This is a genomic window from Biomaibacter acetigenes, from assembly GCF_003691585.1.
Classification (GTDB): domain Bacteria; phylum Bacillota; class Thermosediminibacteria; order Thermosediminibacterales; family Tepidanaerobacteraceae; genus Biomaibacter; species Biomaibacter acetigenes.
In genome coordinates, this window is sequence record NZ_CP033169.1 from 2,958,236 (window position 1) to 2,971,533 (window position 13,298).

Below are 13,298 nucleotides of genomic sequence, written 5' to 3' on the forward strand. Positions count from 1 at the left end.
CCCATAAGCATCATTGCAAGATTTTTTGTAAATTTGCCCATTATATATACCTCCTATTTTTTTTAATTTAATAATGTTTGCCCTTTGGCTGTTATCTGTCGCCGACTTCAATATCACAATTCTGATAATCATCAACTGCCGTTACTTTACGGCTGCTTACCATTTTAGAAATTCCTACTACATCCAGAATGCATGCTACACTGCCATCACCCAAAATTGTAGCTCCCGAAAAGCCTTCAATCTTACCTATATACATTCCAAGAGGTTTTACAACAACCTCCTGGTTCCCCACAAGTTCATCTACCACAAGCCCCAAACGTTTTTCTGCCACGCCCAGAACTACTATAAAGACATTTCTCCCCCTCTTGCGGCGGGGGATATTGAAATAGTCATGCAACCATATCAAAGGTAAGACCTTTTCTCGTATTACCGATACAGCCTGACCTTTAACAAACTCTATTTCTCTTTCGGGCTTGCGGACTATTTCAATTACATTGCTCATGGGCAGGGCATAGGTCTCATCGTTTATCTTAACTAACAATCCTGTAAGGATAGCCAGCGTAAGGGGCAGCTTAATGGTAAACTTTGTGCCTTCGCCTTGCTTCGTCTCTACGTCAATAATCCCATTTAGTCTGTCGACATGATTTCTTACTATATCCATCCCTACACCACGGCCAGAAATGTCATTGACCGTTTGAGAAGTTGAAAACCCCGTATGGAAAATAAGGTTTATCACTTCCTGCTCTGTTAAGTTTTCGGCATCCTGTGATGTAATTATTTGTTTTTTAATAGCGGCCTGTTTAACCTTCCGTAAGTCAATCCCTCTTCCGTCATCCTCAATTGTAAGAATTACGTGGTTTTCCTGATGGAATGCTGTGATACGCAGTATTCCTTTCAGAGGTTTACCCGTCTTTTTGCGGATATCTGGAGTTTCAATGCCATGGTCTATGGCGTTCCGTATAAGGTGGATTAACGGGTCGGTTATTTCTTCTATTATGGTCCTGTCCATCTCAGTATCCCCACCTTCGAGGATCAACTCCACTTGCTTATTTAAGGATTCGGACAGGTCCCTTACCATCCGTGGAAAGCGGTTAAATAGTTGTTGAATAGGCAGCATACGGGATTTCATAACACCTTCTTGAAGTTCGCCGATTACTCTTGACACACGGTTTGATATTCCCAAAAGGTCATCGATTACATCATCAGAGGAATAACGATTATGTAGAATATTCCCGACCTGCAGGATTCTTGCCTGTTCGATCACCAACTCGCCCACGAGGTTCATCATTTTTTCAAGCCTTTCTACATCCACACGCACTGTTTGGGTAACCCTTTTTTCGTAATTTGCAGTTTTGGAAGTAGTATCAATATCAGTTTCTTTTTGTTGGGCCTTTTCAGGCTGTTTATAATTTTGTAGAGTTTCGCCGTAGAATGGAACGACTTTAACTTCATCAATATCCATTAGTTCATCCCTTGACTTTGCTTCGAAGGTTGATGCGTCCATTTGTGTGATAACAAGATACGAAACCCTATCGATTTCGGCATCATCTGGTGTTTCCAACACATCCGGGTCAGTATAGATCACGGTACCCAGCTCATTAAAGTAGTTTAATATCAGGCAAGCACGGGCTGATTTCATCAGACTTCCTTCTGAAATCTTAACATGACAAATCAGAACGTTTAAACCCGACTTTACTGCCTGCTCCAGTTGCGCCTGCTGGTCCGAACCAAGTGTAAACTCAACGAATTGATTGCTTTCATCTTTAGTTTTGCCAGTATCAACTTCGTTATATTTCTCTGGCAGCACTTCTCTTAAACTGTTAATAATAGGGGCTATATCAGTCTTAATATCCTTTCTGTCAGATACAAAATCTTCTTTTAGCATCCTTAAATGGTCCAAACACTGAAAGAGTACATTAATGACCGGTTTTGATATTTTTAGAAGATGGTTGCGTACCCTGTCTAACACATTCTCCATTTCGTGGGTCAGGAGTTTCATTTTTTCAAATCCCATCGCTGATGAAGAGCCTTTCAATGTATGAGCTATGCGAAATAACTTTTGTACTATTTCTGGAGTCTCACCTTTTTGTTCCAACTCTAAAATGCTTTGTTCGAGAAGTTGCAACTGTTCTTCTGTTTCGTCAAGAAATGCCCCTATCATTTCTGAGCTTTCAAATATTCCAGCCATACCACACCCTCCTTACGCCTCATAAAGCACTTTATCGATTTTTAATATGCTGACAACTCCTTCATCTGTAATACCAATACCTTCAAAATAGTCACCATTGATCCCTGCTACCATTTCAGGAGGGGGTTGGATTTCTAAAAACTTAATAACCTGATTTACCCTGTCAACCACTATGCCTACCATTTCATCTCTGCTTTTTACAACAACGATGCGGGTTGATTTAGTGACAGTATAATTATTTAGGCCAAACCGCTTATGTAAATTGATAACTGGGACAATCTTGCCGCGAAGGTTGATAATTCCCTCTAAATAAGGCTTGCTGTTATGGACAGGGGTAACCTTTTGCATTTTAATAATCTCATACACATCACTAATTATCAGCGCGTACTTTTCATTGGCCAACTCATATTCAACATACTGGGCATCCAATAATACACTCAACTTATTTCACCTCCTTTTCCAAAATTTTGTTATACTCTATGGAGATAGAGTTACAGCTTGCTTAAAGTCCTGATTAAATAATCCTCTTTGTACGGCTTAACAACAAAACCCTTTGCCCCAAGCTTAACCGCTTCTCTTACATAAGATTCCTGCCCTAAAGCACTGATAATAATAATTTTTGAATTAGGGTTCAATTTCCTGATCTCCCTTAATGCTTGGATACCGTCCATCTCAGGCATGGTAATATCCATTGTGACAATATCGGGTTGCAATTCTTTATATTTGCTTATTGCTACAGAACCGTTTTCAGCCTCACCAACCACCTGAAAGCCATTCCTCTCAAGCACAGTTCTTATAGCAAATCTCATAAAAGCCGCATCATCAACAATGAGAATTTTTTTCATTGTCAATTTCACCCCTTTCATCAACCAAGATTCTATAAAAATTAAAAAGTAGGTCAGTATAAGCTGCCTACTTTAGTAAATAAATACAGAAATTTAAAAAACAAATTGTATAAAACTTACTAATTGGCAGCCCAACCGTCATGGCATTTGTATGCTGTAGACTTGCGGCTTTGTGCCCTCGCCTTTCGACGAGTTTACCCTTTTCAATTAATTAATTATAACGTTAAATTTTTTTAAAGTAATAATAAAACAATTTAGATATTTTGTTTCATTACACAATCATTTGAAAACCACTATAATCAAAAAATTATAGTAATCTAAAATTATTCTGTTGGCAAAACTGTTTGCATGGATATGAAACAATTTATATACTATGGATAGAAATATTGCCTAAGGAGGAACAATATGACAGTTGAACCAATAAGAGATAAAGTTAAAATTAAGCAAATGTACTATTATTTAAATGGAAAAGACCCTAAGTATGGACTGCTGTTTAAATTCGGTTTAAATACAGGATTGAGAATTAGTGATATTTTGCCCATAAAGGTTTCTGATATTTTTAATAGTTCAGGTGAATACCGAGATTATCTTGTATTAAAAGAAAAGAAAACCGGAAAAGAGAAGAAAATAAAGCTGAATAGTGCTCTTAGGAAAGCAATTGATTTATATATAAAAGAACAAAAACTTTCATCGGACTCTTATTTATTTTTCAGTAAGAAGGGTGATTATATAAGACGTGTTCAGGCCTATAAAGTGTTAAAAGAGGCTGCAAATGTCTGTGGTATTGAGAATTTTGGAACTCATAGTTTGCGAAAAACCTGGGGGTATTGGACATACAAGATGTCACGATATAATATTGGTTTAATAATGGATACGTTCAATCACAGTTCTCAAGCAATTACGCTTCGCTATATTGGGGTAAATCAAGACCAAAAAGATGAACTTTATTCTCTTGTGCAATTTTAAGGTTACATAATAAAAATAACCTATGACAATGTTACTCATAATGTCATAGTCATAGGTTCTATTTTATATTCTGTTTTTATTCCAGAATAGCAAAGTATGATAAAAAAATTTAGATAAATTTGTAACTATATGCAGGAAAATACATTTTAATGTAGAATATTATTATATTGTGCCTGATGAAACAAAATATCTATATTGTTTCCTACTCACATAAATTAATTACTTGTAAAACCAATTTATCAGTAAACACAAAGGAATATTTATATTTCTATTTTTTATCTTGTTTTACATATTTATATCACTAGCGTTGCATAAAATCTTTTTAATAAAAGTCAAGTAAAAACTTGGTATACCTTAATATACCATATATGATAATTTATGGAAGTATCATTTTTTCTCTTATGTTAAAAGGAGCAACCGCCTATGGGTAGTCCTTTTCCATATTTTACCACTGTATTTAGTTAAATTATTGGATCGTAACTTAGGTCATCCAAAAAGTCTGCTTCGCCTTGTACCACCTGCCTTAAGGTTTCTTGAAAAATTGTTTCATGATCCACCTTCCGTCGTTGGCCTTTGGATTTTCTCGTTGGTCGGTAAAGCTTTTTAACGAAGCTTGTGAATGGTTCTAAAAGGCAGGTATGCAGTAATCTCTTGATAGTTAGTAATGGCCCTCTGTAACATGTTTTTAACTTTAGAAGCAGCAATAAGCAATAGGTCATCAGCGCAATAAATAATTGGTTTTCCACCGCCCATTGGCTTAGTCCGTAAAAATGCTTTATGTGTAGGTGCTGTTTTATCCAATTGAAGAATAATTCTATTTGCCATCTGTTGCGGTATATATCGGCTATTCCCTTTGCAGTTATTTTAAAGTCGTTTGTTATGATGATTATTGGTTCTCCCTGGGTATTCTGGACTTCAATCAATCTTAGGCGATGTTTCATCCGGTTAATGTTTTCTTTGCCCAAGTAAACGTATTGTTCACGTTTTATTATACCATTGGGATCTAAAGGAAGTTCTTCATCTACTTTAATTTGAGCATTGCTTTTTAAGCGGGTGACAAAGCGAGTGCCGTTTTCACAGTAGTTATCGAACTTTTCGTAGTCTACATATCCTCTGTCAAATACATTCAGGGCATCTTTATCTTCAACTACCAGTGTATCCATCTGAGTTTTGTCAGAAGGTCTTGCCGGGGTTATTATGGCTTTATCAGGGGTTACTCCTTCTTCGAAGAAGTTAAGGCGCAGGTGAAGTTTAACTCCGGCCTTGGTTTTTCTAAAATGTGCCCATCTATATTGTGAAAGACAAAGACTGATAGTAGATGAATCAATGAGGTATATGCGACCGATGTTTTGCATCGGGTCTTTAAAGCTCATTTCCTTAGTTGTTTTTTGGATTGTATTTTTTAAAAGCATTTGAGTTATTTTTGGGTCAGTACTTCTTAACTTGCGTGAGATCTGGGATGCGCTGATGGAATCAAGCTCAATTTTTTCGCTGAATTTATCATCATTTAGAGCATTACTGATATCTCGTAATCCTTGTAGTTGTTCTAGTTGTGCATAGACCATAAGCTGTATAAATTTTAAGGTAGTTAGTTTCTTTACGTATTTATCGACCCCCGAGGAAATTAAATTTTGAAGGATACTTTTGTTAAATAATGGATTAAACAGTTGACTTAATGTGGAATTTATGGTATCCTTGCCTTGCATTTTGTTGCTCCTTTATATTAGGGATTTGGGCAAGGACTACCCCATATCTCTATTATAAAGGATTTTTTCTAAAAGTACAAGGCCTTTTCTTGATTTTTCTTCAGTTTTATTTAATTTTCTTTGCTGTTTTATGGTTGACAAATAAATTTTTTATTTATGTAACGCTAGTGTATTTATATACTTTTTATACTTAACTTATCACTTTCTTTTTAAACCTGTTTCTAGTGATCAGGAGATTCTTGAAATGTTACAAGATATCTTCCTTGGTAAGTATAAAAAACTTGCTTGATTTTAAAGTCTATGGTTTTCTAGCTTTATCTAGATGCTGTCAAGGCACCGAGGAATAAATGGGAAGGGCCCGCTTTGCGGGAGGGAGCCCGTTTATGCTGCCAAAGACCTTGACAGCATTTGGACAGGTATCCTTTTGCCTTTTAAGGCAGGCTTTTAGCCTAGCCTTCTCCCTTCCGGCGAGGATGGGAGTGTAGGGGGCTAAGCTCCCATAATATTATTTGTTTAAGTGACATTTTTATACGATAATTAACTGGATTTTATGTCATTTTTAGGTGACATTTTTAAAAGATATTGACAGCCAGTTTTAAAGCCATGAAGATAAAACAGCTCGCCTGAACCGGTATGCTTTTCTATATAAAAAATAGATATTTTTCAATCCAGTAGGAGGGGGTGATTGACCCCCGTCCTCTCACCTATGAAAAAATGCAAGTCCTGCTCCGAAAATTCTCAAGCAATTACAGTTGTCAAATGTAAAAAAGGCAATATGATACTACGCCAGGTCATTTCGATTTTTTAACCAGGCTTGCTTTGGCTAGCTTGCTTAATTGTTCACCATAGCTCAGCAGATCAGTCAATGCTATTCCCCTTGACGGAGGCGGACTGAAGCTCACTTCATATCCTGCAAGCTAAATAATTATCCTGTTCCAAATAGCCAGGACCGAGTTTCTTTCTCCGATACATCTTCGATGCCATCAATTACTCGCAACAGTTCATTCATGTCTACTACGTACGCTTGAGCTTGTTTGGTTAAACTCTTTAGTTTTCTTTCCAGCAAATTTTTTGTGAGTTCCATGTATTCTTCTTGGCGTGTTAGAACCGCCCATATTATATGCAGCAACTTACGTGCTGTAGCTACAATCGCAATTTTGTGCCCTTTCTTCTCCTTTAAACGCAAATAAAAAGATCGTAATTTCCCTTTGCTTTGAATTGCTCGCTGTGCACACTGAACCAGTATCCAACGTAGGGTGCTGCGGCCTTCTTTTGTTATGTTACCGGCATAGCGTGTTTTGCCGGATTGATGAACAGATGGAACCAGTCCCGCGTAACATGCCAGTTTTTTAGGTGACGAAAAGCGCGAAATTGGCCCAATCTCTGCAAGAATAGTCAATGCGCTCAAAACCGAAATGCCAGGTATACCCATCAGTAATTTTACATTTGGGTTCTCTTTCGCCCTAGCACACAAATCTGCTTCGAGGGCCGCCATTTCTTTTTGTACAGTATCCAGCAGTTTTAATGATGAACAAACTATGATTTGCTCTGTTTCCGGCAACGAAATATTCTCTAAAAATTTTCTTCCGTTTTTCCCAAATAGATCGCTCCATGGAGACTGGATTCCATTGCGAATTAACGCAGCGTGAATCTTGTTTTTCAGCATAGTACGGATCTTTGCGAGACGGATTCGGTGATGAAGCAGAACTCTTAATTGGTATTCATCCTTGTGGGGATATCTTCTCGGGTTGTGCCAGATACATACTCGGCCCTCCCTAGGACCCTTGCGGCTTCACCGCTTCTTTCCCAGGGTAGGCCCCTTGCGGGGTTTTCTGCTGTCGTCGATAGTTTTACGAACTTGCCAAGTTTTATCCCTCGCTTCGTGTTCGGCCCTTCGTCGGCCTGACGTCTGTGCCGGCTACTATGGCCTCTGCTGACTTCTGACGGTTCAGCCGGGCCTCTCAGCCCGGGTTGTTAGTTTCCCTAACGTTTCCGCCAACACCCACCTTCGGTGGGTACCCGCCCGGGTAAGAGCGATAGCCTTCGCCCCGTATACCTGCCGCATTTACTACACAGTCCCTTGGCAGCGCTGGATTTCGTTTTGTGATGCAAACTCATCCGAACTGTATAGCCTTGTATGCGGTTCGTGTTCCTCAGGTCGTGGCTTGCCTACAGCTTCCTTCAGATTCTACCTCACGATAGACACCCTTGCTGTTCAGCTAATGGTCGCCGCTGCCAGCCCCATAGCAGACTTTCACTGCTTAAGCTTCCGCCCATGCCGGGCGCACATCAAAAAGCTCCTACCCAAAGGTAGGAGCTTTATAATCATACCAGCTTTTCTACGGGAGTATAATCCTCATCATATCCAAAATACTTTGGCCCGAAGGTTTCAAGACCCAGCGAGGTCCTCATCTTTTCATCGGCGGGAACTACAACTATGCTTCCGCGATATCCGTATTTTACTATATCGGTCCTTATAGGCTCACCGGTTTCCGAATCCAGTATTAATATTAAATCCGGCGTCAGGCATTTGACTTTTCCGCTTATTTCAAGCCTCAGCCATTCGTTCTGGAAATCCACGAAAGCCCTTTCACCTTTATATTCCTCAAGTCCTTCCAGAGTGAGCCTCCCCATGGAGAACCCTTTAGTCTTTTCCGCTCCGAATTCGCGATTTATATCTACAATCTTGCCCTTGAAAACCTTATATCCTCCGACTATCTTCACTATGTTTTCAATGGGGTCGTCATGGGTTTTCCTGCATTTGTAGACCGCCTTACCCAGTTCCCAGCTCTTTGAAATGGAATTAAAGATGGCCGCTTCTTTAAGCTGCCTGCCGGTCATCGGGTACCCCGCAATCCAGGATATTCCACCGTAGGCCATGGCCGCATTTCTTATTATTCTTTCCGCCATAAGGGCACATGCGGTATCCGCAACAGTTACCGCTCCTTTTTCATTGGCTGCCGCCGTGGGAGACGGCATAATGCCATGGGTATAAAAGGAGGTCATCTGAAGCTCCGGAAAAGCCCTGCCCATGCCGTCCGCATCGACCACCGGGATACCCACAGCCCCGGCAACCGCCATCGGAACAGGAGTATTTACCCCTCCGGCCTCAGGAGGTATAATGGCCTGAATTTCTTTTCCCAGATACCTTTTTAAACTTTCTAAGCACCACAGGACTTCCTTACCATTCGGGGGTTTTTCCGTCAAAACAACGGGTGCTCCCAGGCAACCGGCTATGGCAGCCAGGGCGTCATTCGGAAAGTCTTTTGGATCTATTAACACAATATCATTTCTCTCTTTGACCACATTGAGAGCCCATAAAAATCCTATCTCCGGATCACCCCCACCCCCAGTAGCAAGGATAGACGCTCCCAGGGTTATTTCTTTCAGGCCCTGTTCGTCAACAACCCTGTAATTTTCTATACCCCATCTTTTTAAAATATCATATACGTTCATATTCATCACCTACACCAGCTCTCGAGGAGCATTTGTTAGTAGTTCATACCCATCATCCGTCACAAGCACCATGTCTTCTACCCGGGCCGCTCCAAGGCCTTCCACATATATGCCGGGTTCAATGGTAACTATCATTCCAGGTTCCAGCAAAATTTTACTTCCTAAATCCACTATCGGCATTTCATGAATGCTAAGGCCCAGGCCATGACCTGTAAGGTGGGGAAAATATTTACCATACCCTTTTTGCGTAATATAATCTCTGGCGGCTTTATCAATATCCTCTGCAGCCACTCCCGGCTTCACAGCCTCTATGGCTTTCTGCTGAGCTTCATAAGCGACTCTGAACAAATGTTTTTGCTCATCAGAAAGGCCCCCAGGGGAAAACGTCCTTGTGATATCAGAGCAATAACCCCTGTAGACACACCCCATGTCGAAAAGAACAAGTTCACCTTTTTTAAGTTCTTTATCCGAAGAAAACCGCTGTGGGAGCCATGCGTTCTCCCCCGACATGACAAAAGGTTCAAAGGACAATCCTTCCGCCCCTTCTCTCATCATTACGTCCTGTGCAATGGCGGACACTTCATATTCCTTAACTCCTTCTCTTATGCTCTCTACCGCTTTAATCATGGCTTTTTCAGCGATTTTTGCGGCAGCTCTTATGATTTCGATTTCTTCCATGTCTTTAACCATTCTGAGCCTTAAAAGATCGTTTTCAATGTTTACCAGTTCGGCGTTCGTTACCTCTTTTATTAAATTTTCTCTTTCAACTGTAACGGTTGAAAACTCAACGCCTACGCGCTTTATATTTCTGCCATAAAGTAGTTCTTTTAATGGATTTAGATAATTTGGGTCATCTTCCGGGAACTTTCTAATATCTTTTATCCAGCAATTCCTTTTTACCCTGTTATAGTCGAGAACGGCCGTCAAAAGCACAACATCGCCATTTTTAGAGACAAAAAGGATGGAAAAGGATGCGGTATTAAACCGCATGCCTGTAAAATACCTCACATTGGCTCTGTCCCCCAGAATTACCGCATCCAGACCCTTTTCCTGTAAAAGCCCGATTAATTTATCCACACGCCTTTTATAATTCATCTTATATCCCTTCTAATTCACTTTCTTTTTCGGGATTTATCATGTATATCTTCTTCGGCACCCTGGATTCCAGGCTTGATTCCATTGGCCCGGTAAGTTCTATCAATACCATGTCATTTGCAAGTTTTTCCAGAGATTCTTCCAATCCCGGCATGCCCGAAAGTGCCTCGACAATGGCTTTTCTCTCGCTATAGGGGTTTTCTTTCAGGAACTTTATAATGGCTTTTTCAGTTTCATTAAAGCTACTGGCCATTATTTTGCCACCTCCTTATTTAGCTCTTCTACAGGAACATAATCCATGTCGTAGCCAAAATACCCGGGCCCGAACAGCTGTATTCCTTTAGGCGTCCTCATCCTTTCGTGAGCGGGAATGAGGATGATAGAACCTCTGTAGCCGTATTTCATGATATCGGTGCGAATCGGTTCCCCTGTTTCGGAATCCACTATGGCAATCAGATCCGGCGGCAGGCACCTTATTTTGCCGTCAATCCTTAAAACAAGCCATTCATTTTGAAAGTCGATTTCTGCCACGCTTCCCTTATATTCGTCAAGCCCGTCCATTTTTATTCTGCCCAGGCTGAAGCCTTTTGTCGACTCCCCGCCGAATTCCCTGGAAATATCCACTATCTTGCCTTTGAACACCTTCATTCCCGTCACGTTTCTCGTAGCCTTCAGGCTGTCGAGCATTTCCTTCACGGGGTCCAGGTGCTTTTCTCTAGCCCTGTAAACGGCTTTGCCCAATTCCCACGCAATGCTCTGGGAATTTAAAATAGAAGCCTCCTTGACCTGTTTTCCCGTCATGGGGTATGTCGCAATCCAGGAAATGCCGCCGTAGGCCATGGCGGCACGCCTTGCTATATTTTCGGCCATCTTGTTGTCATCGCCGGTATCAATTACCGTGACATTGCCCCTGTCATCACAGGAAACCGTAGGGGAGGCATTTACTCCGTTTGTAACCCATGAGGTCATCTGAAGCTCGGGAAAGGCCCTGTTCATACCGTCTACGTCGATCACCGGGACTTCAAATTCTCCCGCGGCCGCATAAGCGACGGTGGAATTCACTCCTCCGCATTCAATCGGAATTGTCGCCCCAAGTTTCTTTCCCCAGTACTGCTCGAGTTTTCTTATGGCATTATTTAACACATCATAGGACGGCGGCTTTTCGGTAAGTACCACAGGAGCGCCCAGGCAGGCGGGGCTCGCTACCAGAATATCGTCGGGTATGTCCATCGGATCAATCATTACAACGGTCTTTCCTTCATCCAGCACTTTATATGCCCATAGAAGACCTATCTCGGGGTCTCCTCCGCCGCCCGTAGCAAGGATGGATGCTCCGAGGGTGATTTCTTTTACTGCCTGCTTGTCTATGATTTTATAATTTTTAATTCCCCATTTTTCCAGTGTCTCGAAGACTTTTTTCGACATTTGTGTTCCGCCTCCTTATTCAAATATTTTCCCTTTTACTCTGATGCGTATCTTTTCGCGTTTTCCGGGCATGTATGCAAACGGAATCTCTTCTACATCAAGCACTTCCACGGTATCGCGAATCGCTCCCGCTTTTTCCGCCTCGTCTTTTGCCTTTTCAACTACTTTATTTATAGCAGCATCCCTATCCTCGACCTCCAGGTCCGCGACGCCTTCGGCATATGCTCCAATTTCGGCAATCGTTGTGCCTATCGCACCGCAAACCTCGAAGTGAGGCGGCATTATGACCTCCGATATGCCTTCAAGGTTCTCCCTGGGCACCACAAGGGCGCCGCCGCCGACGAAAATGGCCTTGACATCGCCGGCCACCGTCTTCATCTGGTCTACGGCCACTTCCAGAGTATTCTTTATTATATTATACGCAGCCTCTACAAGGTTTCTGTCTAAAGCTTTAACCTTATCAATATGAGGCGCAAAGTCCGTGTCAAAGATATCGAGCTTCTTATCAAGGATTCCCTTGGCCACTGCAATATCATGGGTTGTAATTATCGGGCCGCCGAAAGACTTGCCCAATTTGACCAGGTTATATCCGACGCTCTCGGGGCCATGGGCTATAACCTCGTTGCCTTTCGTCTTTACTATTGTTCCGCCGCCAAGAGCTATGGACATAAGGTCCGGGCACCTTATATTTGTCTTAACACCGCCAATCGTTACCGTTATTGAAGATTCTCTTGGGAATCCGTTTACTATATACGCGACGTCCGTGGAAGTCCCGCCTATGTCTACCACAACACCATTATCGATGCCGGAAAGATAAACCGCTCCTCTGACACTGGCCGCAGGCCCGGACGCTACTGTGAAAATCGGGTAATTCACCGCATAATCTGCAGACATGACCGTCCCGTCATTTTGAACTATAAAAAGCGGCGCCTCAATGCCGCGCTCTTTTGCGGCCTTTTTAAGGGCTTCCACAGCCTTTCTCATCACGGTAATGACCGATGCGTTTAAAATAGTGGAGTTTTCTCTCTCCAGGAGAGATATGGAAGCAATATGGTTTGAAAGGGTAATCGGTATGTCTCCCAGTTCTTCTCTTATGATTTCTGCCGCCCTTTCTTCCTGGTCGGGGATCATGGGAGAAAAGACGCCGGTTATGGCTATAGAATCGACTTTGCCCTTGATTTTCCTGCACGCGCTTCTGATCGCTTCTTCATCGAGGGGAACAATGTCTCTTCCGTCATACTCTTTTCCTCCGCGCACAATAAAGATATTATCGGCTCCACCGATGGCGGCCTTCAAATCCTCCGGCCAGCCCGTAAGAGGTGGAATGGCGGTGGTGGCCGGTGCTCCCAGCCTGAAAATACCAATTTTATTCAGATTTTTCCTTTCGATAATTGCATTGGTGGTATGGGTTGTTCCCAGTGATACCAGGCTTATCTCAGAAACTTCGGCTTTTTTGGTTTTTAGCAAAACATCCAGAGCATTTATGATTCCCGTAGTAACATCATCGGTAGTGAGGGCTTTTGCCTTTGCCAGAACCTCTTTGCCCCTGAGCATTACGCCGTCGGTAAAAGTCCCGCCGACATCAAATCCAATTCTTACATCTTTTGCCATATGTTC

The 13,298-nt window shown here is 41.9% G+C and carries 11 protein-coding genes and 1 riboswitch; of the genes, 1 reads left to right on the forward strand and 10 read right to left on the reverse strand.

What is annotated here, in order from left to right:
- Positions 1 to 91: 91 nt before the first annotated feature.
- The 3 genes from D2962_RS15150 to D2962_RS15160 are packed head-to-tail and all read right to left on the reverse strand — an operon-like array spanning position 92 to position 3,033.
- Entirely contained in the window at positions 92 to 2,188 is a 2,097-nt protein-coding gene (locus D2962_RS15150) for a chemotaxis protein CheA (protein WP_122015473.1), read from the reverse strand.
- 12 nt (positions 2,189 to 2,200) lie between these two features.
- Positions 2,201 to 2,629 (reverse strand): chemotaxis protein CheW, encoded by a 429-nt coding sequence (locus D2962_RS15155; RefSeq protein ID WP_120767436.1) that lies wholly within the window; start codon positions 2,627 to 2,629, stop codon positions 2,201 to 2,203.
- Positions 2,630 to 2,679: 50 nt separating this feature from the next.
- Complete coding sequence (locus tag D2962_RS15160; RefSeq protein WP_120767435.1) at positions 2,680 to 3,033, reverse strand: response regulator; 354 nt, start codon at positions 3,031 to 3,033, stop codon at positions 2,680 to 2,682.
- A 122-nt stretch (positions 3,034 to 3,155) separates the two neighbouring features.
- Positions 3,156 to 3,242: riboswitch (cyclic di-GMP riboswitch) on the reverse strand.
- A gap of 196 nt (positions 3,243 to 3,438) precedes the next feature.
- Between D2962_RS15160 and D2962_RS15165 the strand changes: the two genes are divergently transcribed.
- Positions 3,439 to 3,999 carry a tyrosine-type recombinase/integrase gene (locus tag D2962_RS15165; protein WP_120767434.1) on the forward strand — a complete coding sequence of 187 codons (561 nt, stop codon included), beginning with the start codon at positions 3,439 to 3,441 and terminating at the stop codon, positions 3,997 to 3,999.
- A gap of 461 nt (positions 4,000 to 4,460) precedes the next feature.
- Here D2962_RS15165 and D2962_RS15170 read toward each other — a convergent pair whose 3' ends face one another.
- From D2962_RS15170 to D2962_RS15200, 7 genes are all read right to left on the reverse strand, one after another.
- Complete coding sequence (locus D2962_RS15170; RefSeq protein ID WP_122015474.1) at positions 4,461 to 5,705, reverse strand: IS4 family transposase; 1,245 nt, start codon at positions 5,703 to 5,705, stop codon at positions 4,461 to 4,463.
- A 925-nt stretch (positions 5,706 to 6,630) separates the two neighbouring features.
- Positions 6,631 to 7,464: an IS110 family RNA-guided transposase gene (locus tag D2962_RS15175; protein WP_122015475.1), complete on the reverse strand. Its 834-nt coding sequence runs from the start codon at positions 7,462 to 7,464 to the stop codon at positions 6,631 to 6,633.
- A 566-nt stretch (positions 7,465 to 8,030) separates the two neighbouring features.
- Positions 8,031 to 9,167, reverse strand: a complete 1,137-nt coding sequence (locus tag D2962_RS15180; protein ID WP_120767230.1) for an S-methyl thiohydantoin desulfurase family protein — start codon at positions 9,165 to 9,167, stop codon at positions 8,031 to 8,033.
- 3 nt (positions 9,168 to 9,170) lie between these two features.
- Positions 9,171 to 10,256 carry a M24 family metallopeptidase gene (locus tag D2962_RS15185; protein ID WP_120767231.1) on the reverse strand — a complete coding sequence of 362 codons (1,086 nt, stop codon included), beginning with the start codon at positions 10,254 to 10,256 and terminating at the stop codon, positions 9,171 to 9,173.
- A 1-nt stretch (position 10,257) separates the two neighbouring features.
- On the reverse strand, positions 10,258 to 10,509 hold the full coding sequence (locus tag D2962_RS15190) for a hypothetical protein (RefSeq protein WP_122015476.1): 252 nt from the start codon (positions 10,507 to 10,509) through the stop codon (positions 10,258 to 10,260).
- The gene (locus D2962_RS15195; RefSeq protein ID WP_122015477.1) at positions 10,509 to 11,681 is read right to left on the reverse strand and encodes an S-methyl thiohydantoin desulfurase family protein; all 1,173 of its coding nucleotides are present in this window, start codon (positions 11,679 to 11,681) and stop codon (positions 10,509 to 10,511) included. The genes D2962_RS15190 and D2962_RS15195 overlap by 1 nt, the downstream gene beginning before the upstream one ends.
- Before the next feature lie 15 nt (positions 11,682 to 11,696).
- The gene (locus D2962_RS15200) at positions 11,697 to 13,292 is read right to left on the reverse strand and encodes a hydantoinase/oxoprolinase N-terminal domain-containing protein (protein ID WP_122015478.1); all 1,596 of its coding nucleotides are present in this window, start codon (positions 13,290 to 13,292) and stop codon (positions 11,697 to 11,699) included.
- Between the last annotated feature and the right edge of the window lie 6 nt (positions 13,293 to 13,298).